The organism is Brevundimonas sp. AVps7 (assembly GCF_058681545.1).
In genome coordinates this window covers 2,721,029-2,741,369 of record NZ_CM178742.1, presented here as the reverse complement: position 1 = coordinate 2,741,369, position 20,341 = coordinate 2,721,029, and the positions used below count along the sequence as shown (strand labels likewise).

22 protein-coding genes are annotated in these 20,341 nt (G+C 68.5%); 21 read left to right on the top strand and 1 reads right to left on the bottom strand.

All coding sequences use genetic code 11. From position 1 onward, the window contains the following. The first annotated feature begins 74 nt into the window (after nucleotides 1–74). The 4 genes from ACW17Y_RS13685 to ACW17Y_RS13670 all read left to right on the top strand — a co-directional run bounded on the left by ACW17Y_RS13685 (nucleotide 75) and on the right by ACW17Y_RS13670 (nucleotide 2,571). On the top strand, nucleotides 75–1,415 hold the full coding sequence (locus ACW17Y_RS13685; protein WP_492036236.1) for a hypothetical protein: 1,341 nt from the start codon (nucleotides 75–77) through the stop codon (nucleotides 1,413–1,415). Between the two features lie 37 nt (nucleotides 1,416–1,452). Then, on the top strand, nucleotides 1,453–1,704 hold the full coding sequence (locus tag ACW17Y_RS13680; RefSeq protein WP_492036235.1) for a hypothetical protein: 252 nt from the start codon (nucleotides 1,453–1,455) through the stop codon (nucleotides 1,702–1,704). Then, entirely contained in the window at nucleotides 1,701–1,973 is a 273-nt protein-coding gene (locus tag ACW17Y_RS13675; RefSeq protein WP_492036234.1) for a type II toxin-antitoxin system RelE/ParE family toxin, read from the top strand. The genes ACW17Y_RS13680 and ACW17Y_RS13675 overlap by 4 nt, the downstream gene beginning before the upstream one ends. A 79-nt stretch (nucleotides 1,974–2,052) precedes the next feature. After that, complete coding sequence (locus tag ACW17Y_RS13670) at nucleotides 2,053–2,571, top strand: hemerythrin domain-containing protein (protein ID WP_492036233.1); 519 nt, start codon at nucleotides 2,053–2,055, stop codon at nucleotides 2,569–2,571. A gap of 6 nt (nucleotides 2,572–2,577) precedes the next feature. On the opposite strand, the gene ACW17Y_RS13665 is transcribed toward ACW17Y_RS13670, so the two are convergent. Further along, a complete protein-coding gene (locus ACW17Y_RS13665) occupies nucleotides 2,578–4,254 on the bottom strand; it encodes a M20/M25/M40 family metallo-hydrolase (protein WP_492036232.1) in 1,677 nt (558 codons plus the stop codon). Nucleotides 4,255–4,356: 102 nt separating this feature from the next. Here ACW17Y_RS13665 and ACW17Y_RS13660 point away from each other — a divergent pair, with 102 nt between their 5' ends. The 17 genes from ACW17Y_RS13660 (at nucleotide 4,357) to ACW17Y_RS13580 (ending at nucleotide 20,321) form a co-directional block, all read left to right on the top strand. Beyond that, nucleotides 4,357–5,079, top strand: a complete 723-nt coding sequence (locus ACW17Y_RS13660) for an MgtC/SapB family protein (RefSeq protein ID WP_492036231.1) — start codon at nucleotides 4,357–4,359, stop codon at nucleotides 5,077–5,079. A gap of 46 nt (nucleotides 5,080–5,125) precedes the next feature. Further along, the gene (gene ruvC / locus ACW17Y_RS13655) at nucleotides 5,126–5,647 is read left to right on the top strand and encodes a crossover junction endodeoxyribonuclease RuvC (RefSeq protein ID WP_492036230.1); all 522 of its coding nucleotides are present in this window, start codon (nucleotides 5,126–5,128) and stop codon (nucleotides 5,645–5,647) included. Continuing rightward, nucleotides 5,644–6,261, top strand: a complete 618-nt coding sequence (ruvA, locus tag ACW17Y_RS13650) for a Holliday junction branch migration protein RuvA (protein ID WP_492036229.1) — start codon at nucleotides 5,644–5,646, stop codon at nucleotides 6,259–6,261. The genes ruvC and ruvA overlap by 4 nt, the downstream gene beginning before the upstream one ends. Beyond that, nucleotides 6,258–7,295 (top strand): Holliday junction branch migration DNA helicase RuvB, encoded by a 1,038-nt coding sequence (ruvB, locus tag ACW17Y_RS13645; protein WP_492036228.1) that lies wholly within the window; start codon nucleotides 6,258–6,260, stop codon nucleotides 7,293–7,295. The genes ruvA and ruvB overlap by 4 nt, the downstream gene beginning before the upstream one ends. 38 nt (nucleotides 7,296–7,333) lie before the next feature. Continuing rightward, entirely contained in the window at nucleotides 7,334–7,720 is a 387-nt protein-coding gene (locus ACW17Y_RS13640; protein ID WP_492036227.1) for a hypothetical protein, read from the top strand. Next, the gene (gene ybgC, locus ACW17Y_RS13635) at nucleotides 7,720–8,172 is read left to right on the top strand and encodes a tol-pal system-associated acyl-CoA thioesterase (protein ID WP_492036226.1); all 453 of its coding nucleotides are present in this window, start codon (nucleotides 7,720–7,722) and stop codon (nucleotides 8,170–8,172) included. Before ACW17Y_RS13640 ends, ybgC begins: the two co-directional genes overlap by 1 nt. Nucleotides 8,173–8,320: 148 nt before the next feature. Then, the gene (tolQ, locus tag ACW17Y_RS13630; RefSeq protein WP_492036225.1) at nucleotides 8,321–9,094 is read left to right on the top strand and encodes a protein TolQ; all 774 of its coding nucleotides are present in this window, start codon (nucleotides 8,321–8,323) and stop codon (nucleotides 9,092–9,094) included. 3 nt (nucleotides 9,095–9,097) lie between these two features. After that, nucleotides 9,098–9,580: an ExbD/TolR family protein gene (locus ACW17Y_RS13625; protein WP_492036224.1), complete on the top strand. Its 483-nt coding sequence runs from the start codon at nucleotides 9,098–9,100 to the stop codon at nucleotides 9,578–9,580. A gap of 4 nt (nucleotides 9,581–9,584) precedes the next feature. Next, on the top strand, nucleotides 9,585–10,370 hold the full coding sequence (locus tag ACW17Y_RS13620; protein WP_492036223.1) for a hypothetical protein: 786 nt from the start codon (nucleotides 9,585–9,587) through the stop codon (nucleotides 10,368–10,370). 141 nt (nucleotides 10,371–10,511) lie between these two features. After that, a complete protein-coding gene (tolB, locus tag ACW17Y_RS13615) occupies nucleotides 10,512–11,921 on the top strand; it encodes a Tol-Pal system beta propeller repeat protein TolB (protein ID WP_492036222.1) in 1,410 nt (469 codons plus the stop codon). A gap of 127 nt (nucleotides 11,922–12,048) precedes the next feature. After that, nucleotides 12,049–12,606, top strand: a complete 558-nt coding sequence (gene pal, locus ACW17Y_RS13610) for a peptidoglycan-associated lipoprotein Pal (RefSeq protein ID WP_492036221.1) — start codon at nucleotides 12,049–12,051, stop codon at nucleotides 12,604–12,606. Between the two features lie 154 nt (nucleotides 12,607–12,760). Further along, nucleotides 12,761–13,870 carry a DUF3667 domain-containing protein gene (locus ACW17Y_RS13605; RefSeq protein WP_492036220.1) on the top strand — a complete coding sequence of 370 codons (1,110 nt, stop codon included), beginning with the start codon at nucleotides 12,761–12,763 and terminating at the stop codon, nucleotides 13,868–13,870. Nucleotides 13,871–13,930: 60 nt separating this feature from the next. Next, nucleotides 13,931–14,788: a tol-pal system protein gene (locus ACW17Y_RS13600; protein ID WP_492036219.1), complete on the top strand. Its 858-nt coding sequence runs from the start codon at nucleotides 13,931–13,933 to the stop codon at nucleotides 14,786–14,788. Beyond that, a complete protein-coding gene (tilS, locus tag ACW17Y_RS13595) occupies nucleotides 14,779–16,152 on the top strand; it encodes a tRNA lysidine(34) synthetase TilS (protein WP_492038303.1) in 1,374 nt (457 codons plus the stop codon). The genes ACW17Y_RS13600 and tilS overlap by 10 nt, the downstream gene beginning before the upstream one ends. 56 nt (nucleotides 16,153–16,208) lie before the next feature. Continuing rightward, a complete protein-coding gene (ftsH, locus tag ACW17Y_RS13590) occupies nucleotides 16,209–18,152 on the top strand; it encodes an ATP-dependent zinc metalloprotease FtsH (RefSeq protein WP_492036218.1) in 1,944 nt (647 codons plus the stop codon). A 279-nt stretch (nucleotides 18,153–18,431) separates the two neighbouring features. After that, complete coding sequence (locus ACW17Y_RS13585) at nucleotides 18,432–18,998, top strand: IPTL-CTERM sorting domain-containing protein (RefSeq protein WP_492036217.1); 567 nt, start codon at nucleotides 18,432–18,434, stop codon at nucleotides 18,996–18,998. Between the two features lie 108 nt (nucleotides 18,999–19,106). Next, nucleotides 19,107–20,321 (top strand): acyltransferase family protein, encoded by a 1,215-nt coding sequence (locus ACW17Y_RS13580; RefSeq protein WP_492036216.1) that lies wholly within the window; start codon nucleotides 19,107–19,109, stop codon nucleotides 20,319–20,321. Nucleotides 20,322–20,341: the final 20 nt, after the last annotated feature.

Below are 20,341 nucleotides of genomic sequence, written 5' to 3'. Positions count from 1 at the left end.
CTGAACGGGAAGGGTGGACGGCTCGATTCGAGCCCGCCGATGTCAGGCTCCATCCGTCCGTCTACGGGGGCGTTATGACGATGTTGTCCAGGATCGACCGGGTTCTGTCGCGGAATGGCAAGGGCAGCCAGACCGGCGCCTCGGCCGAGGAGCGCGAGAACGGCGACGCCGCCGGCGTGATCGGCGAGCGCTTTGAAACCATTCAGGACAGCCTCGATCAGCTGACCGACATGGCGCGCCGGTTCGGGACGTTCGAGAGCCTGCTGGGCCAACTTCGTGAGCCGCTTGAGGCCGAGTTCAAGTCGCGGCGGGACAGCCATGTCGAACTGATCAACCTGCGCGCCGCGAACATCGATTCGGGCGGACGGCTGGACGACCTGACCGCCGAGGCGCGCCGTCTGGCCGACGCCCTGGCCGAGAGCGAGGCGCGCGCCGACGAGCTTTCCGCAAAACTGGGTGAACAGACTGCGGCCTCGCAGGAGGCGCGCGTCGAAACTGATCGCCTGCGCAGCGAGTTGTCGATCGCCACCGGGAAGATCGAGGCCCTTGAAGCCACCGACCGGGCGTCGGCACAGCGCATCAAGGAGCTGGAGCAGGACCAGGAGGCTCTGCGCACCCAGCTGAAGCAGGCCGAGGCGCTCAGGACCGAGTCCGAGAGCGGCCGCGCCCAGATCCAGCGCGACCACGCCCTGGCGTCGGAAGAAAACACGGTCCTGCGTCGCCGCGTGGACGAAATCTCGGCCGAGATCGCCGCCCTCGCCCGCGCTTCGGCGGCCAGCGAAGGCCAGCTGGCGACCGAACGCGCCCGCGCGGCCTCGGAACAGAGTGAATCGGCCCGGAGCCTGCGCGCGCTGGAGAACCAGACCGAGACGGCGCGGGCGGAGATCGCCTCCCTGACCTCGCGGCTCGACACGGCCACGGCCCGCGCCAACGGGCTTGAGGTGCTGAATACAGAACAGGCCTCGCGCCTGAGCGAACTGCAGGCCGGATCGCACGGGTCGGAGCGCAAGGCCGAACAGCTGCAGATCAGCCTGGACCGCGCCATGGAGCGGATCCGGGGTCTGGAGGCCGAGACCGAGGACACGCGTCAGCGTCTCGCTGGAATGGAAGTGGCCCGTCTGGCCGCCGTCGATCGCGCCGAGACCTTGGCCAAGGCCGCCTCGACGCACGAGAAGGCGATCGCCCGCGCCGAGGACCGGATGCTGAAGATCCAGGCCAAGCTGACCGCCGTGCAGGACGAGCATCAGGCGAAGGTCCAGGCCGCCAGCCAGCAGGCTTCGGCCCTGCGCGCCGAGCTGGAAGGCGTCCGCGCCGAGGCCGCGATGTCGGCGGCGGCGCTGGAGGCTGCGCGTCGCGAGCGCGGCGGTCGGCCCGCGCCGGTCGAGAGCGGGTCGGTCCAGCCCATCGTCGCCTGAGTTTGGCGACCGTCAGGGGCGGTGGTAGCATCGTCCCATGACCGTGCACGTGACCATCGAGATGGATGAGGCCGTGAAGGCGAAGCTGGATGCCGTCTCGACGTCTCGGGGGCTGCCGTCCGGCGATCTTCTCGTGGAAGCCGCTGAACGTATTGCTCGCGAGCATGACGCCCTGGAAACCGCGATCGCAGAGGCCGAAGCTTCACTGGAGGCCGGCAAAGGCAGTTCACACGATGATGTGGTCGCGCGACTGCATGCCCGGCGAATCCTTTGGACGAGTGCGGCTTGAGGCTGATCTGGACGCCGGAAGCGGAAGCTGATCTGGAAGAGGGCGTCACCTACATCGCACGGGACAATGTCTCCGCCGCCATCGCGACCGAGGACCGCGTGCTGGAGGCAGTGAATGGTCTGCGTGACTTTCCGAACAAGGGGCGGGCTCGTCCGGACGGAAGGCGAGAGTTGATCGTCACGGGAACGCCCTTCTTGCTGATCTACCGGACCGAGCCTGAAAGCATTCTGGTTTTGCGGGTCTGGCACATGAGCCGCGAACCCTTCTGAGCCCGCGCGAGTCGTTCGCACGGAACCTGCGGGGGCAGCAGGCGTATCGAGGCTTCACCATTCGCGCCGGAGCCGCCCCATGGACATCACCCAGTTGATCCTCGACGACCACGCCGAGCAACGGCGGCTGTTCTCGATCATCGAGCAGATCGATCCGAAGGACACGGAGGCGCTGACGGCGGTCTGGTCGCGGCTGAAGGCCTTCCTGGACGTCCACGCCGAGGCCGAGGAGCGGTTCTTCTATCCGGAACTGCTGAAGCTGGGCGAGGGCGCCAATGACGCCGAGGACGGCACGGTCGAGGGCGAGACCGAGGACGCCATCGAGGACCACAACAAGCTGCGCGACGCGGTCAAGGCGGTCGAGAAATACCCTGTCGGCACCGGCGCCTGGATCGAGGCGGTGGGCAAGGCGAACGTCGTCAACTCCAAACATATGGGCGAGGAGGAACGGCAGGGGCTGACCGACTTCCGCCGCCATGCGCCGCTGGCGACGCGGCACGCGCTGGCCGTGAAGTTCGCGGCCTTCGAGGCCGATCACATCACGGGTGTGAAGCCGGTCAACAAGGATCCCGACGCCTATATCGAGGCCAATGGCTGAGCCGGCTCAGTCCTGCATGGCGTAGCGTTTGACGATCTCGAACAGGAAGTCGCGGCCCTCGTAGAGGGAGCGGACGCGGATGCGTTCGTTGAGGCCGTGGGCGCCGCCGCCGTCGGGGTCGCCAAACATGCCGGTGACGCCATAGGTCGGGATGCCCGCGGCATTGGTGAAGCGGCCGTCCGTCGCGCCTGTGGTCATGGTCGGCAGGATCGGCACGTTCGGCCACATCTCGCCCGCGACCTCGCGGATCGGGCCCATGATGGCGTCCGACAGCACCGGCGGGGGCGCGGTCGGGCTGGGGCGGCCCACCGGGGTGATGGAAATGGCGGCGTCAGCCATCAGCCGGGTCAGTTGGACCTGAGTCTCCGCCACCGTGTGGCCGGGCAGGATGCGGCAGTTGATGTTGGCTGTGACCTTCTGGGGCTGGGCGTTGGGGGCGTGGCCTCCGTCGATCAGGGTCGGGATGCAGGTGGTGCGCAGGGTCGCGTTCCACGACGGATTGGCGGCCGAGATGCGCGCCGCGGCCTCGGCGTCCGGGGTGCTGCCTGAGGTCAGGGCGCGCATGTCGGCGGCGTGCTGCGGCTGGGTGTCGGCGAGGGCTGCGAAGTAGGCGCGGGTGACCGGGTTCAGCTCCAGCGGAAAGTCATAAGCGCCGACGCGGGCGAGACCGGCCGCCATCGCGACGATGGCGTTGTCCTTCCTCGGACGAGACGAGTGGCCGCCGGGGTTGGTCAGCTCCAGCGTATAGTCCTGATAGATCTTCTCGCCCGCCTGGACGGCGAGGGCGACGCGATTGCCCTGATCGTCCAGCAGGCCGCCGGCGCCCTCGTTGAGAGCGAAGCCGGCCTGGAGGGTTTCGGGGTGTTCGGCCAGCAGCCATTCGACGCCGTTGTGGACGTCGGCGGTCTCCTCGCCGCAGGTCAGGGCGATCCTGATGTCGCGGGTCGGGGTGAAGCCCTCGGCCTTGAGGCGGACCAGGGTGTCGACCCAGACGGCGGCCTGGGCTTTGTCGTCGGAGGAACCGCGCGCGTAGAAATAGCCGCCTTCCTCGATCAGGGTGAAGGGGTCGCGGGTCCAGTCAGACGGGTTGGCCTCGACCACGTCGATGTGGGCCAGCAGCAGGAGGGCCGGGGCCGAGGCGTCGGAGCCGTGCAGGGTGGCGACGAGGTTACCGTCCTTTGGCCGATCCGCAGGGGCGAGGACGCGGACGTCGGCGGCGGGATAGCCGGCGGCGGTCAGGCGGGCGCCCATCCGCTCGGCGGCCAGGGTGCAACTGCCTTCGGACAGGGTGGTGTTGGTCTCGACCAGTTCCTCGTAGAGGGCGCGGAAGGCGAGCTGGTCGGGGCGGGGCGCCGGCGTGGTCTGGGCCTTCGATGAGGTCGCGATGGCGATGGCCACGCCGAAGACGACGGCGATGACGCCGACGCCGATCAGCATCCGCTGGCGGCTCTTGCGGACGGCTGCGTAGACCGGCTCGTCAAGGTAGTAGAAGCCGGCCTGGGCCTGACGGATGGCGTTCTGGCGGAGCAGGCCGCGCAGGGCGAGCCGGGCCAGGTTCCTGTCGGGGGCCAGGGGAATGGCCTTGTCGGGCGAGAAGGCTTCGGCGGCTTTCAGGGCCTCGATCATCCGGCGCTCGGCCTGCATCCTCTGGGCCGCGATGACGGCGCCCGCGCTGTTGCTCATGGACCGATCCCTTTGTTCGGCGTCCAAACTAGCGCGAAGCATGAGGCTTGTCCCGCTCCGGATCGTGCCGGGACTTGCCGACGCCGATGCTTGGGGACTAGCGTGAAGATTCGTCAGTTCCCGGAGCGTATTTTGGCATTCGATGTGAATCTTCTTTGGCCCGTTCTGGCGGCCATGACGGCCGGCGGGCTGATCGGGGTGGAGCGGACCTATCACGGTCATCCGGCCGGGTTTCGCACCCATATTCTCGTCTGTCTGACCTCCTGCCTGCTGATGCTGGCGGCCATGCATCAGTCGACCTGGGCTTTCACGGCCTTGCCGGGGCAGACGGTGGTGATCGACCCGACGCGGATGTCGCACGGACTGCTGACCGGCATCGGTTTCCTTTGCGCAGGCGTGATCTTCCGGGAAGGCTTCTCGGTTCATGGGCTGACGACGGCGGCGTCGCTGTGGGTCACCTCGGCGATCGGGGTGCTGTTCGGGGTCGGGATGCTGAACTTGGCGCTGCTGGGGGCCGGGGCGACCCTGGGGGTGCTGGGGATCCTGCGCGTGCTGGACGCGAGGCTGCCGCATGTCGGGGTGATGGACGTGACCCTGCACTGGAAGCGTGGCGAGGCCCCCAGCGGCGTGGACGTGCGCGAACTGCTGCGCATCAGGGGGGTGAAGGTCGTGCGTCTGGGCCATGTCATGAGCCACGACGGCGCGATCCATGAGCATCATCTCAAGGTGAAGGGGCATGTGCCGATCGACATCGACGGCCTGGTGACCCAGCTCAGCGCCGAGGACGGCCTGGCGGGCTTCTCGATCCTGCCGCGCGAGGAGTGACGGCGGTCATTGTCCGTCAACCTTGTTTGAGGCATGACTGGAACGAATGACGAACGTTATGATTCAGAACGGGCCGACCCGAATCCTGGGGCTGGACCCCGGCCTGCGCCGCACCGGATGGGGCGTGGTCGTGGCCGAGGGGTCGCGTCTGCGCTGGGTCGCGCACGGGGTGGTCGCGCCGCCGGAAACGTTGGCCCTGTCCGAACGGCTGTTGTGGCTGCTGGAGAAGGTGGGCGAGGTCTGCGCCGCCCATGACTGTGACGAGGCGGCGATCGAGGAGGTTTTCGTCAATGTGAACCCGTCCTCGACCCTGAAGCTGGGGCATGCGCGGGCGGCGGTGATGCTGGCCCCGGCGCGGGCCGGGCTGTCGGTCGCGGAATATTCGCCAAACCTGATCAAGAAGGCGGTGGTCGGCTCGGGCCATGCCGACAAGGGGCAGATCGCCTTCATGGTGAAGCGGCTGCTGCCGGCGTGTGGCGAGGTGAAGGCGGATGCGGCCGATGCGCTGGCCGTGGCCATCACCCATGCGCAGCTGCGCAAGCGGGCCCTGCTGGAGGCCGTGGCATGATCGGACGTCTCAGAGGCGTGCTGGCAGAGGTCGAGGAGGGGCATTGCCTGATCGACTGCGCGGGGGTGGGCTATGTGGTGGCGTGCGGGGCGCGGACCCTCGGGCGGCTGCCGGCGCCGGGGGACGAGGCGACGGTGCATGTGCATTCGCAGTGGAGCGAAGACGCGGGGCCGCGACTTTACGGCTTCCTGACACGGGACGAGCGGCGGGCGTTCACGACCCTTCTGGCTATTCAGGGGGTGGGACCGAAGGCGGCGCTGTCGGTGCTGGACGTGCTGCCGCCGGGCGAACTGGCGAGCGCCGTGGCGCGGGACGACAAGGCGGCGGTGGGCCGGGCCAACGGCGTGGGGCCGAAGCTGGCGCTGCGGATCGTCACCGAGCTGAAGGGCAAGTCGCTGGGCGATGTGTCGTTCACGCCGTCGGCGGCGGGCGTCCATGCCGAGGTCATCGCGCCGGTTCCGAGCGTGACGGGCGAGGCCGTGTCGGCGTTGCTGGGTCTGGGCATGGCCGAGGTGAATGCGCGGCGGGCCGTGGATCATGCGCTGATCCGGCTGGGTGAGGATGCCGAACTGTCGGCCGTGATCCGGGCGGCGTTGCAGGAGCTGGGGCGGTGACCGACGACCGCATCATTTCCCCCGAGCCCGCCCCCGGCGAAACCTATGACCGCGCGTTGCGGCCGCAGACCCTGTCGGAGTTCGTCGGGCAGGAGCAGGCCAAGGGCAATCTGAAGGTCTTCATCGACGCGGCGCGGGGGCGGAACGAGGCGCTGGACCACGTGCTGCTGTTCGGACCTCCGGGGCTGGGCAAGACGACGCTGGCGCAGATCGTGGCGCGGGAGCTGGGCGTGGGTTTCCGGGCGACCTCGGGACCGATCCTGGCCAAGGCGGGGGATCTGGCCGCCATCCTGACCAATCTCGAACCGCGCGACGTCCTGTTCATCGACGAGATCCACCGGCTGGCCCCGACGGTGGAGGAGATCCTCTATCCGGCGATGGAGGACCATGTGCTGGACCTGATTATCGGCGAGGGGCCTTCTGCCCGCTCGGTGCGGATCGATCTGGCGCCCTTCACCCTGGTCGGGGCCACGACGCGGGCGGGTTTGCTGGCGACGCCGCTACGGGACCGGTTCGGGATTCCGCTCAGGCTGGAATTCTACACCCCCGACGAACTGGTACGGGTCATCACCGGGGCGGCGCGCAAGATGGGGGCGGCGATCAACGATGAGGGGGCGCGGGAGATCGCGTCGCGGGCGCGGGGCACGCCGCGCGTGGCCGGGCGGTTGCTGCGCCGGGTGCGGGATTTCGCCGAGGCCGAGGGCGCGGCGGTGATCGACAGGCTGGCAGCCGCTCGAGCACTCAGTCGCCTTGAGATCGACGAGGTCGGGCTGGATTCCAACGACAGGCGGTTCCTGAAGGCCCTCATCGAAAACTACGGCGGCGGGCCGGTCGGGATGGATACGCTGGCGGCCGCGATCGCCGAGGCGCGCGACGCGGTCGAGGACGTGATCGAGCCCTATCTGCTGCAACAGGGGTTCATCCAGCGGACGCCGCGCGGGCGGATGGCCTGTGCAAAGGCCTATGCGCACCTGGGCCTGACCGAGCCGCCGAAGATCGTGACACAGGCCGGCGATCTGTTCGGGGATCGCTGAGCTTCACCTGATCGCCAAAGCCGGTCATGCTGGCGGCGATGGCGCGCAACCGTTTCACCGTCAGAACCCTGGTTCCCGTGCTGGGGATCGCTGTCCTCATTCTGGGGGGGCTGAGTGCGTGGGTGTTCGTCCGTGAGCGGGCGGCGCGATCCGCCGAGACGCCTTTTGCGAGGGCTGAACGACAGGTGCGCGAGCAGCGGGGACCCGACTGGGAGGTTCGCTACGTCGAGGCCGGCGCCGAGCCGGCGGTGTGCGGCTATGCGGCCCCGCGCAATCGCCGCGGCGGCGCGACCCATGAGCCGGTGGCTTTCGTTTCGCGCATCGGCCGTATCCTGTTCGCCGACGAGCCGCTGCCGACCGAGTTCCGCGACCTGACGGAACAGTTCTGTCCCGCCTTCGCCCGTTCGCCCCGGCCGCCCGTCTGATGACCCATCCCGACGCTCCCACCGCAGGCCGTTTCGAAGGCCGGGCGCACCTGTTGCCGGTGCGGGTCTATTACGAGGACACCGACTTCACCGGGGTGGTCTATCACGCCAACTACGTCCGCTATTTCGAGCGCGGGCGGTCGGACTTCCTGAGACTGGCGGGCATCGGCCATGCGCAGCTGCTGGAGATCGATCCGCCGCTGGCCTTCGTGGTGGCCGAGATGACGCTGCATTTCGTCAAGCCCGCGCGGATCGACGACGCGCTTGTGGTGCGCACGACCTATGACGCGGTGAAGGGGGTGCGGCTGCTGATCTCCCAGGTCATCGAGCGGGACGGCGAGGCGCTGTGCCGGGCCGATGTCACCGCCGTCTGCATCCATCTGGACGGCCGGCCCCGTCGACCGACCAAGGCCCTGGTCGAGGCGGTGACACCCTGGCTGGCCAGCGACTGACGGATTGGTAACTTGCTGGAACCCCCGGCGCGGCTAGACTCGCGCGCCGTATCGTCAGGAATGGACGGCCGGCCAATCCGCCCCTAGGCCATAGAACCGCCACGCCGCGTGGCTCGATAGACTTCGACTATTCTTCCAGGACCTGCCCATGACCGTCGCCGCCACCGCCGCTGAAGTCTCGATGCTGAACCCGGTGACGCTGTTCATGACCGCCGACTGGGTGGTGAAGAGCGTGATGGTCGGTCTGGCCGTCGCCTCGGTGTGGTCGTGGACGGTCATCATCGACAAGGCGTTCCGCTTCACCGCCCTGAACAATCAGGCCAACGCCTTCGAAAAGGCTATCGCCTCGGGGCGGTCGCTGGAGGATGTGGCGGCCCAAGCCGGGCCGGAGCCGGCGCACGCCCTGCCGCGCATGCTGGTCATCGCCCTGTCGGACTGGCGCGAGACCCGTCGCAAGGGCCCGCTGACCGACACCGAAGGCAATATGCTTATTTCGCGGATCGACCGCAGCCTCGACTCCCTGATTGCGCGCGAGGGTCAGCGCATCGAAGAGGGTCTGGGCGTGCTGTCGGTGGTCGCCACGGCGTCTCCCTTCATCGGCCTGTTCGGCACGGTCTGGGGTATCATGAACGCCTTCGGACGGATCGCCGCGGCGGGGAACACCAATCTGACGACTGTGGCGCCGGCCATCGCCGAGGCCCTGTTCGCCACGGCCGTGGGTCTGGCGGCGGCCATCCCGGCCTATATCGCCTACAACAAGTTCTCGATCGACGCGGGCAAGTTCACCGGCCGTCTGGAAAGTTTCGCCGACGACCTGCAGGCCGCCGTGGCGCGCCGTCTGGGCGGAGGATCGGCCCCGGTCGCTCCGCCGCCCCCGCCGCCGGCTCCGTCCTCGGACCTGAACTTCCGCCGGAGCGTCTGAGCCATGGCGATGGGTGGAGGCGGGGGCGGAGGCCACGTCCGGGGTCGACGCCGCGCCCGGAAACGGCCGCTGAGCGAGATCAACGTCACCCCCCTGGTGGACGTGATGCTGGTGCTGCTGATCATCTTCATGATCTCGGCGCCGCTGCTGACCGTGGGCGTTCCGGTGGAACTGCCCAAGACCGAGGCCAGCGCGGTCGAGACCGACAAGCCGCCGGTGACGGTGTCGATCGACCGCGAGGGCGCGATCTTCGTCCAGCGCGACGAGACGGCCTATGACGCCCTGACGGACCGGGTGGCCGAGGCTGCCGAGGGCGCCGACCGTGAGGATCTGTCGATCTTCGTGCGGGCCGACGGGCGCGCGCCCTATCAGGCCGTGGCGCGGGTGATGGCGCGGCTGTCGGCGGCGGGCTTCACCAAGCTGAACCTGATCACGGACACGGCGGAAGCCGCCCCGGCCTCCTCATCTCAAGAGCCCGAGGCCTGAGCGCGTGACGAAGTCGCGGCCATCCCCGGCGATCCTCGGCGCGATCCTGGTGCATGCCGCCGTCGCGGCGATGTTCCTGATCCGCTGGCCCGAAAGCGAGGCCGAGATCATGCCGACCGTGTCGTCGGTGCCTGTGTCGATCATCTCCTCGGCGGTGGTCGAGGCGGCCGCACCCGACAATCCGTCGGAAGAGCTGGTGACGGAAGAGGCCGCGACGGCGCCCGTCGAAACGCCGCCTGAACCAGTCCCGCCGGCGCCCACGCCGCCGGCTCCGACACCGCGTCCCACGCCGACGCCGACCCCAAGGCCAACCCCGCCCCGGCCAACGCCGCCGAGGCCGACGCCTCCGCGCCCGACGCCGCCTCGCCCGGCGCCGGCCCAGCCGCAGCCGTCGCTGGATCTCGACGCGCTCGCGGGGCCGCGTCGCCCCGCGCCGACGCCGGGACCGCGTCCGGCCACCGGCCAGCAGGGACGGGGACAGGCGGCCCAGGCGACCGGGCCGCAGCTGACCGCCATCTTCAACCAGGTCTATCCGAACTGGACCCTGCCCTGCGATATCCCCGGCGCGAACCAGCTGCGGATCGAGATGGACCTGACGCTGTCGGCGGACGGGCGGATCACGGCCGGGCCGACGCTGCGCAATGCGCGCTCCGACGCCGTCTATCGCGCGGCGGCTGACGGTGCGTTGAGGGCGATTCGCCAGACGGCGCCCTTTGACGTGCCCGCAGGCTTCCCGGGCGGCGCGTACCGGCCGACGTTCAACACCGAACGGGCCTGCCGGAACCGTTGAGGCGAGCCCTGACGATCCCTGACGGCCCGCCCGGCAAAGGTTGCCGTCCCGAAAGTCGCCCCATTCGCCGCCATGCTGGCGTTTGTCACACGGTCTGGCGATAAGGACCGGGACATCTCGCTACGCCTTGAGGAGACACCGATGCGTCTGAACCTGCTTCTGAGCACCGTGGCCGCCATCGGCATCGCCGCGACCTCGATGGCGCAGGCCCAGTCGGCGCGCGATCTGAACGGTCCCTCGCGCCAGCAGACCCAAGCCCAGCCGGCCCAGACGGGCGAACCGATCGAGGTCGAGATCGACCAGGGCGTGCTGCGGCCGTTCCAGATCGCCGTCGCCCCGTTCAGCGGCCAGAACGGAACCTCGATCGCCGAGGTCCTGTCGGGCGACCTGCGCCGCTCGGGCTTCTTCGAGCCGATCAATCCGGCCAGCTTCATCGAGACCAATCTGAGCCTGGCCAATGCGCCGAACTTCCCGCAGTGGACCCAGATCGGGGCCCAGGCGGTGCTGTACGGCTCGGTCACGCCGCGTCCGGACGGCCGGAACGACTTCGGCTTCCGACTGTATGACCCGTACCGTCAGTGCCAGCTGGTCAGCTACAACTTCACCGCCACGCCCGAGCAATGGCGCCGGATCGCGCACAAGATCGCCGACGTCGTCTACGCCCGGATGACCGGCGAGACCGGCATCTTCGACACCCGCATCATCTATGTCGCCGAGAGCGGGACCGAGCTGAACCGCCTGAGCCGCCTCGCGATCGTGGATCAGGACGGCTACAACCCCGTCTTCCTGACCGACGGCTCGGAGATCATCCTGACGCCGCGCTTCTCGTCCAACTCGGACGAGATCACCTATATGGCGCTGGGCGAGGACTACTCGCGCATCTACCTCTACAACCTGACCACGGGCCGTCGCGAAAGCCTGGGCGAGTTCGACGGGCAAGCCTTTGCGCCGCGCTATTCGCCGGATGGGTCGAAGGTCGCCTTCTCGATCATCCGGGGCGGCAACACCGACGTCTATGTGATGAACCTGAGGACGCGGCAGCTGTCGCGCCTGACCTCGGATCCCGGCATCGACACCTCGCCGTCGTTTTCGCCCGACGCCTCGCGCATCGTGTTCAACTCCGACCGGACGGGGACGCCGCGCCTCTACGTCATGAATGCCGACGGCTCGAACCAGCGGCCGATCTCGCGGGGCGGCGGCAGCTATACGGCCCCGGCCTGGAGCCCGCGTGGCGACCTGATCGCCTTCACCAAGTCCGGCGGCGGCCAGTTCGGCATCGGGGTGATGGGGGTCGACGGCTCCGGCGAGCGGATGCTGTCGCGCTCCTATTTCGAGGAAGGCCCGTCCTGGGCGCCCAACGGCCGGTACCTGATGTTCTCGCGCCAGACGCGCGGCGGGAACACCAATCTGTGGATGGTCGACCTGTCGGGCCGCGTCATCGCCCAGTCGGGCTATCAGGGCCGGGGTTCGGACCCCGCCTGGTCGCCCCTGCTGGACGAAAGCCCCAACAATCTCGGCGTCGGTCAGGGGGCCGACAGCTGCTCTTCGTAAACAGCCGTTCGGGGGACCCGCCCGAACAACAGTGCGTTATCGCCGGAGACGGCACAGACAAAAGCCACGGTTTGCGACCTATGCTCAAGCTTCGCAGGACCGCCAGGATCAAGGAGACGACCCGATGATGACCGTATCCACACTGAACAAGCTGGCCGTGGTCGGTCTTGTCGCCCTGTCCATGGCCGCCTGCGCCCCGCGCCGCCCGGTGACGGGCGTGGCAGACGGATCGACCGGCGGTCCGGCGATCGACAACCCCGCCTATCCCGGCCCGGGCAATGGCGGCATCGAGGGCGGCAATATGGGCGCCGGCGCTCCGGGCTCGGAACAGGACTTCGTCGTCAACGTCGGCGACCGGATCTATTTCGACCTGGATTCCTTCTCGGTCAGCCCCGAAGCCTATCCTCGCCTGGACGCCCAGGCGGCCTGGCTGGCGCGCTATCCGGGCGTCACCGTTCGCATCGAGGGCAATGCCGACGAACGCGGCACCCGCGAATACAATCTGGCCCTCGGCGCCCGCCGCGCCGAATCGATCCGCAACTATCTGATCGAGCGCGGCGTCTCGGCCGGACGCATCGACACGATCAGCTTCGGCAAGGAACGCCCGATCGCCGTGGGCTCCAACGAGGACTCCTGGGCCCGCAACCGCAACGGCCACACGGCGATCGCCTCGGGCGCCCAATAGGTCAAGGGCGCTACCGCTCGCGACACGGTCGCTTGCTGCCTGAGCGTGGTCGGTCTGTGATTTTGGGAGGGCGTTCGCTGTGGCGGACGCCCTTTCCTTTTGACCGGCTTGGCGCCGCACTGCACATAGGGCCGACGCAGCGCCGGAGGGGGCCATGGTGGATATCGATGCGGCGGGCGGTCTGGCGACCGGCGGCCTGATCGCGGGAGCGGTCGAAAAGCCGACGGGCAAGGCCGGCGAGCACCACGCCGACGCCTGCAGCGACTGCGGCGAGCCGACGACCGGGAATTTCTGCGCCAACTGCGGCCAGCCGACCCATGTGCACCGCAGCCTGCTGCACCTCGGCGAAGAGGTGCTGCACGGCGTCATGCATTTCGACGCCCGCATCTGGCGCACCCTGCCGCTGCTGATCGCCAATCCCGGCAGGCTGACGCGCGAGTGGATCGAGGGCAAGCGGACCCGCTACGTCTCGCCGCTGGCCATCTTCCTGTTCACCGTCTTCCTGATGTTCTTCCTCCTGAGCTTCGGCGCCGGATCGGCCGCGATCCAGATGCCCTCGCTTGATGAGAGGATCGCGGCCTCTCGGGAAGGCGTGGCAGAGGCCCGGGCCGAACTGGCGAAGGCTGAGGCGCAGGTCGCCGCCGACACCCCGGGCGCGGGCGGAATGGTCATCGGCCTGCGGGCTGCGGTCGAGGGCGCCGAGGGCAGCCTGCGCGCCCTGGAGGAGGCCAAGGCCGCCGGCCCGCGCGCGGACGGACTGTCTCCGGGCAGCTGGCAAGCCGGTCTCGCGGACGCGGCGCACGATGGAAACATCACGGTCGGGCTAGGCGACAAGAAGATGCAGGAGAAGGTGATTCACAAGCTCGCGAACCCCGACTTCGCCGTCTATAAAATCCAGCAGACGGCCTATAAATTCGCCTTCCTGCTCGTGCCGCTGTCGATCCCCTTCGTGTGGCTGCTGTTCGTCTGGAAGCGGGGCTTCACCTGGTACGATCATGGGGTGTTCGTGCTTTACTCCCTGACCTTCATGTCCATCCTGACCATGGTGGTCATGGGGCTGGGGCGGCTGGATGGGTGGTTCGCCGGGACGGTGGGCAGCCTGCTTTGCCTTTCGGTGCCCGTGCACATGTTCGCCCAGTTGAAGGGAACCTACGGCCTGTCGGTTTTCTCGGCGCTGTGGCGGACCGTCTTCCTGCTGATCTTCTGCACCATTGCGATCTCGCTGTTTGTCACGGCGATCATATTGCTGGGACTGACCGGCTAGGATCGTTCGGACGACGCGGCGGCCTTGCGGCGGCCTCAAAACGATGAAAGCTGTAGCGTCATGAAGAGCCCATTCTCGTTCCGGAACATCGCGCTCGCCGCCGTCGGCCTCGGCCTGATCGGCGGCGCGGTCATCGCCCAGACCCAGCCCCTGCCCGCCATCCAGTGGGATGTGCGCCGGCTGGACAATCTGGACCGCAACGTCCGCCGGCTGGAGCGCGCCCTGATCCAGCGCAACAATCAGGTCGGCGAGCCTCTGCTGGTCGAATCCGATCCCGAACTGATCGCATTGCAGGGCCGGGTGTCACAGATGGATCGCCGGCTGCAGGACATGGAGCAGACCGTCCAGCGGGTGAATGCGGACCTGGAGCGGCTGACCTTCCAGCTGGACGAGAGCGAACGCGACAACGCCGCCCTTCGCACCCGACTGACGGACGCGGACAACCGCGTCGAACGGCTGGAGAACGCTGCTGAAGCGGCCCGGCGCGCTGCCGAGGAAGCCGCTGAGGAGGCCGCGCGCGGACCGCGCTCGCCGACCGGGGACGCCGTCTCCGATCTGGCCGCCGCGCGCGCCCTGACCGATCCTGCCGCGTCGCGCGCCGCGCTCGAGGCCGTGACGATCAACTGGCCCGACACGCCGTCCGGCAAGGAAGCCGTCTGGCGTATCGGCGACATGATCCGCGCCACGGGAGACCAGGCCGGCGCCGTGCAGCAGTATGCGACCGCCCTGTCCGGCTGGCCGACCCTGCCGTGGGCGGGAGAGGTGACGCTGAAGCTCGCGCGCGGGCTGGAGGCGACGAACCGGGACGCCCAGGCCTGTGCGGCCCTGAGCGAATACGTCCGTCGTTATGAGCGCACCTCGACGCCGGCCCTGCGCGCCATAGCCGCCGACACGCGGACCCGGGCGGCCTGCCGCTGAGCCCCGCCGACGCGGCCGGGCTGGAAGGCCGGGTCGCGGCGCGGCTGGAGACACGGCTTCAGAAGGGCGTCGATCATCCTGTAGCGCTGGCCCTGTCCGGCGGCGGGGATTCCATGGCGCTGCTGGCGATCGCGGCCGTGTGGGCGAAGCGCGTCGGGCGACGGGTGCTGGCGATCACTGTCGATCATCGGCTCAACCCGGACAGTGGGGACTGGAGCCGGCGCTGCGAGGCGGCGGCGCGAGCGGTCGGGGCGGACTGGATCGAGCGACGCTGGGAAGAGGAGAAGCCGGCCACAGGCCTGCCCGCCGCGGCGCGCCGGGCGCGGCATGGTCTGATCGCGGATGCGGCGCGGGACGCGGGGGCGAAGGTGGTGCTGTTCGCCCACACCGCCGACGACATCGCCGAGAGCGACTGGATGCGGGAGCGGGGTTCGACACTGGGGCGGCTGAGGGAATGGTCGCCCAGTCCGGCCTGGCCAGAGGGGCGGGGGCTGATGTTGCTGCGGCCGATGCTGGAGGAGCGGCGTGAGGGGTTGCGGGGCTGGCTGCGTGAGGTCGGGCGGGACTGGATCGAGGATCCGGGGAATGCTGGGTTCGGCCGGGGCGCGGCGCGCAAGGCGTTGGCCCCTCTCCCGTCGGGAGAGGGCTTGAGGCTCGCAGAGCGTAGCGATGCGTCCAGCCGAAAGGGTGAGGGGTCAAGCCTTCACCGGTTGGCGCCAACCCCTCACCCTTTCGCGCAAGAACGACGGCAAGCCGCCGTGCGCTCAAGCCCTCTCCCTCTGGGAGAGGGTTTTGAGATGGATAGGTCGATCCACTCAGCTGAACTGGCGGCGGTGCTGCTATGCGCCTCGGGGACCGAAACGCCGCCGCGCGGGGATCGGCTCGAGAGGCTGGCGGAACGACTGAAAGAGGGCGAGGACTTCACGGCCACCCTTGCCGGCGCGCGGATCGAGGCGCGCGGCGCAACGGTCCTCATCGGCCGGGAGGCGGGAGAGCTGCGCCGCCATGCCGCCGCCGACATCGCGCTTCAGCCCGGCGTGCCCGCCGTCTGGGACGGCCGCTATGAGATCACCGCTCGCGAGCCTGGCTTGTCAGTGACGGCGGCATTGGGTCGCCTCAACACCCTCCCGAAGGCGGATCGCGCCATCGTGAACAGGGTTCCGGCCTGGGCGCGCGCGGCCCTGCCGGTCCTGATCCGGGACGGCTCGGATGCCCCGGTTCTTGCATGGAGGGCGGCGGAGGTTCGCGCACTTGCACCGCGCCGTCTGGTGCTCGCGCTTGCCGAGGCCTTGGGCGAAACGACGCAGGAAAGCGACCTCATGGGAACCATCCATGGCGAAACGCCGCCGCCTGACCTATTTTGACGACAACGACATAACATCTGCCGGCCCCCGCGGTCGGCGACGAGGATTTCAGACCGATGAACCTGCGTAACCTGGCGATCTGGGGCGTGATCATACTGGGCCTTCTGGCCGTCTATGCCGCCATCAGCCAGAACGGCGGCGCGACGCTGCCCGGACAAGCCGCCGGAGCCCAGGCTCGGCCGGTGACGATCAGCTATTCCGAGCTCAACGACCGTGTCGCGGCCGGCGAGGTCAAGTCGGTGGTTATCTCGGGCGATCAGGTCACCGGGGTCTACAAGAACGACAGCCGCTTCACCGCCGTCGTGCCGATTTCGGACAATCAGCTGGCCGCCCGTCTGGACGCCGCAGGCGTCGATGTGGGCGCCAAGACGATCCGGCAGTCGATCTGGATGAACGCCCTGCTGGGCCTCTTGCCGATCCTGCTGCTGGTCGGCGTCTGGATCTTCTTCATGCGCCAGATGCAGGGCGGGGCGCGCGGGGCCATGGGCTTCGGCAAGTCCAAGGCCAAGCTGTTGACCGAGCACAAGGGCCGCAAGACCTTCGACGACGTCGCCGGCGTGGACGAGGCCAAGGAGGAGCTGCAGGAGGTCGTCGACTTCCTCAAGGACCCGGCCAAGTTCCAGCGTCTGGGCGGCAAGATCCCCAAGGGCGCCCTGCTGGTGGGCCCTCCGGGTACAGGTAAAACCCTGCTGGCCCGCGCCGTCGCGGGCGAGGCGGGCGTGCCCTTCTTCTCCATCTCGGGCTCCGACTTCGTCGAGATGTTCGTCGGCGTCGGCGCGTCGCGGGTCCGCGACATGTTCGAACAGGCCAAGAAGAACGCCCCCTGCATCATCTTCATCGATGAGATCGACGCCGTCGGTCGTCACCGCGGGGCGGGCCTCGGCGGCGGCAATGACGAGCGCGAGCAGACGCTGAACCAGCTGCTGGTCGAGATGGACGGGTTCGAGGCCAATGAGGGCATCATCCTGATCGCCGCCACCAACCGTCCCGACGTTCTGGACCCGGCCCTGCTGCGTCCCGGCCGCTTCGACCGTCAGGTCGTGGTGCCGAACCCCGACGTCGCCGGGCGTGAGCGTATTCTCCGCGTGCACATGAAGGACGTGCCCCTGGCCGCCGACGTGAACACCAAGACCATCGCGCGCGGCACGCCGGGCTTCTCCGGCGCCGACCTGGCCAATCTGGTCAACGAGGCGGCCCTGATGGCGGCCCGCAAGGACCGTCGCATGGTCACCCAGCGCGACTTTGAGGACGCCAAGGACAAGGTCATGATGGGCGCCGAGCGCAAATCCATGGCCATGAACGAGGAAGAACGCCGCCTGACCGCCTATCACGAGGGCGGCCACGCCATCGTGGCGATGAACGTCAAGATGGCCGACCCGGTGCACAAGGCGACCATCGTCCCGCGCGGACAGGCCCTGGGCATGGTGATGCAGCTGCCGGAAGGCGACCGCTATTCGATGAAGTACCAGCAGATGATCGACCGGATCGCCATCATGGCCGGCGGCCGCGTGGCTGAGGAGATCATCTTCGGCAAGGAAAACATCACCTCCGGAGCGTCCTCGGACATCCAGCAGGCGACCAAGCTGGCCCGCCGCATGGTGACGCAATGGGGCTTCTCCGACGTTCTGGGCACGGTGGCCTATGGCGAGAACGAGCAGGAGGTCTTCCTGGGACACTCGGTCGCGCGCAGCCAGAACATCTCGGAAGAGACCGCCCGCACGATCGACGCCGAGGTCCGCAAGCTGGTCACCTCCGGGTGGGACGAGGCGCGCCAGATCCTGACCGACAAGGCCGCGGATCTGGAGACCCTGGCCCAGGCCCTGCTCGAGTACGAGACCCTGTCGGGTGAGGAGATCAAGGATCTGCTGGAGAAGGGCGCCGCGCCGAACCGCGACGAGAACAACTTCCCCAATGCCGGTCCGTCGGTGTCCGTCCCGGTCACCCCCGTGTCGGACGGCGTCAGCGTCGTGGCGGCGGACCAGCACCCGACCGTCCACTGAGGCGATCGCGCTTCGAACTCAACAAAGGCCCCGTCGGCGACGACGGGGCCTTTTCCTTGGGCGGCGCGTCGCAAACCGTACCAAAAGTGTCCAGTGGACGATGCGCGTTCGATCGGCGACAGGCTGAAGGGTTAACGCGGCGGGGGCCGTCCGGGATTGGCGCACGAGGAGCATGTTCGGTTCGGCCGCATCGGCGGTTGGGGCGGACGGCGCCGGTCGATGGCCAGCTCCCGGCCTGTCCTGCCGGTGAAGCCTTCTCCAGCCCGAACGGACCCTCTGATGGCCCTGAAATCTTTCGCTGTTTCCGCCGTTCTGGCAGCCGTTCTCGCCCCGACCGCCGCGCTGGCCGATCCAGTGCTCTGGACTCTCAGCGGCGTGAACTTCAACGACGGTGGAGCCGCCAGCGGCTCGTTCGTCTATGACGAGGACACCGCTACCTATTCGGCCATCAACATCACCACGACAGCGGGAACGATCCATCCCGGAGCGGTCTATGTGCAACGCCACACCGGTACCTTCCTGGTCGCCAACGCCTCGGTAGCCTACTTCGATAGCGCCGGTGGAACGGGCGGTGGGCTGCCTATTGCGCTCTTGCAGACGGCTTCACCGCGCACCGATGCCGGTGGGACCCTGACGCTGGTGCAGGCCAATTCCGAAGCGATCTGTGCGGGAGCCGACTGCTCCGGGCCCGCCACCAGCGTGAGGCGGATCACGGCCGGCTCCCTGATCGGCGGCGCTGTGACTCCCGTCCCGACGATGACGGAATGGGCCATGATCCTGCTCGGCCTGCTGCTGGCCGGCGGAGCGGCGGTGACGATCCAGCGGCGACACCCGACCGTCCCCTAAGCCTGCCGCAACCCGTCCGGATTTCCATGGCAGGGCGATTCCCGACGAACAAGTTTGCAATTCAAACAAGTCTGTGAGAAATGAACCCCGAACGAGGGGAGAACCATCATGACCACCGACATCGACCGGCCCGAACGCCTGCACGGACTGGACGCTTTGAGAGCGGGAGCCCTGCTGCTGGGCGTCGTCCTGCACGCCACCCTCGCCTTCTTTCCGGAGCAGATCTGGATCGTCGCCGACGACAGCAGATCGATCGGCGCGGCCGGGCTGTTCTTCGCCATCCACCTGTTCCGGATGACGGCCTTCTTCCTGATCGCCGGCCTGTTCGCCCATATGATGCTGGCGCGCCGGGGGTGGCTGGGCTTCGCGAAGGATCGAATCATGCGGATCACGGGGCCGCTGGCGGCCTTCTGGTTCCCGGTCATGGTCGGCATCGTCGGGTCCCTGATCTGGACCGCGCACATGAACGGCCTGATCGTGCCGGGCGCGCCGCCGCCCCCGCCGCCGACCTATGACTGGACCAACTTCCCGCTGACCCACCTGTGGTTCCTCTATGTGCTGACGATCTTCTATGCGGCGGTTCTGATCCTGCGCGCGCCGTTCGCGATGCTCGACAGGGACGGCGGCTGGGGCCGAATCGTAGACAAGCTCACAGGCGCCCTGATCGGGCCGTGGACTCCGGCCCTGCTGGCCGCGCCCCTGGCCCTGGCCCTGTATCTGGACCCGAAATGGATCGCCTTCTTCGCCGTGCCGACGCCGGATGCGGGAGTGGTTCCGCACACCGCATCGCTGGTCGGGTTCGGCCTGGCGTTCGGCCTGGGCTTCCTGATTGACCGTCGGCGCGACCTGCTGAACCGGATCGCCGCCTGGACGCCCTTGTTCCTGGCCGTCGCTGTGGTCTCCGGCGTCGCCGCCTGGAGCCTGTCGGGCGGACCGAAGATCACCCCCATGGTCGAACTGACGGACGAGAAGGCGATCGCGGCGGCGGTGACGGCGCTGGCGGTCTACAGCTCCGCCTTCACGGCGATGGGTCTGTGCCTGCGCTTCCTGTCGGGACACAGCGCCATCCGCCGGTACCTCGCCGACGCCTCCTACTGGGTCTACATCCTGCACCTGCCGCTGGTGATGCTGGCCCAGGTCTGGGTCCAGGACTGGGCCGGGCCGTGGTGGCTCAAGCTGGCGGGCGTGTCGCTGGGCGTCTTCGCGGTCTGCCTGGTCACCTATGAGTTGCTGGTCCGGCATACGGTCATGGGCAAATGGCTCAACGGACGGCGCGTGCCGTGGCGCGGGACGCCGACGGCCGCGACCGTTCCCGCCGAATAGCTTGCCCCCGAAGCTTGCCA

What these genes read in the sequence shown, in the direction of transcription:
- ACW17Y_RS13600 (WP_492036219.1), top strand. Translation starts at nt 13,931, where the DNA reads ATGAAGAGCCCATTCTCGTTCCGGAACATCGCGCTCGCCGCCGTCGGC.
- ruvA (WP_492036229.1), top strand. Translation starts at nt 5,644, where the DNA reads ATGATCGGACGTCTCAGAGGCGTGCTGGCAGAGGTCGAGGAGGGGCAT.
- ACW17Y_RS13665 (WP_492036232.1), bottom strand. Translation starts at nt 4,254, where the DNA reads ATGAGCAACAGCGCGGGCGCCGTCATCGCGGCCCAGAGGATGCAGGCC.
- pal (WP_492036221.1), top strand. Translation starts at nt 12,049, where the DNA reads ATGACCGTATCCACACTGAACAAGCTGGCCGTGGTCGGTCTTGTCGCC.
- tolQ (WP_492036225.1), top strand. Translation starts at nt 8,321, where the DNA reads ATGACCGTCGCCGCCACCGCCGCTGAAGTCTCGATGCTGAACCCGGTG.
- ruvC (WP_492036230.1), top strand. Translation starts at nt 5,126, where the DNA reads ATGACGAACGTTATGATTCAGAACGGGCCGACCCGAATCCTGGGGCTG.
- ACW17Y_RS13680 (WP_492036235.1), top strand. Translation starts at nt 1,453, where the DNA reads ATGACCGTGCACGTGACCATCGAGATGGATGAGGCCGTGAAGGCGAAG.
- ftsH (WP_492036218.1), top strand. Translation starts at nt 16,209, where the DNA reads ATGAACCTGCGTAACCTGGCGATCTGGGGCGTGATCATACTGGGCCTT.
- ACW17Y_RS13585 (WP_492036217.1), top strand. Translation starts at nt 18,432, where the DNA reads ATGGCCCTGAAATCTTTCGCTGTTTCCGCCGTTCTGGCAGCCGTTCTC.
- ACW17Y_RS13580 (WP_492036216.1), top strand. Translation starts at nt 19,107, where the DNA reads ATGACCACCGACATCGACCGGCCCGAACGCCTGCACGGACTGGACGCT.
- ACW17Y_RS13640 (WP_492036227.1), top strand. Translation starts at nt 7,334, where the DNA reads ATGGCGCGCAACCGTTTCACCGTCAGAACCCTGGTTCCCGTGCTGGGG.
- tolB (WP_492036222.1), top strand. Translation starts at nt 10,512, where the DNA reads ATGCGTCTGAACCTGCTTCTGAGCACCGTGGCCGCCATCGGCATCGCC.
- ACW17Y_RS13685 (WP_492036236.1), top strand. Translation starts at nt 75, where the DNA reads ATGACGATGTTGTCCAGGATCGACCGGGTTCTGTCGCGGAATGGCAAG.
- ACW17Y_RS13605 (WP_492036220.1), top strand. Translation starts at nt 12,761, where the DNA reads ATGGTGGATATCGATGCGGCGGGCGGTCTGGCGACCGGCGGCCTGATC.
- ACW17Y_RS13670 (WP_492036233.1), top strand. Translation starts at nt 2,053, where the DNA reads ATGGACATCACCCAGTTGATCCTCGACGACCACGCCGAGCAACGGCGG.
- ybgC (WP_492036226.1), top strand. Translation starts at nt 7,720, where the DNA reads ATGACCCATCCCGACGCTCCCACCGCAGGCCGTTTCGAAGGCCGGGCG.
- ACW17Y_RS13625 (WP_492036224.1), top strand. Translation starts at nt 9,098, where the DNA reads ATGGCGATGGGTGGAGGCGGGGGCGGAGGCCACGTCCGGGGTCGACGC.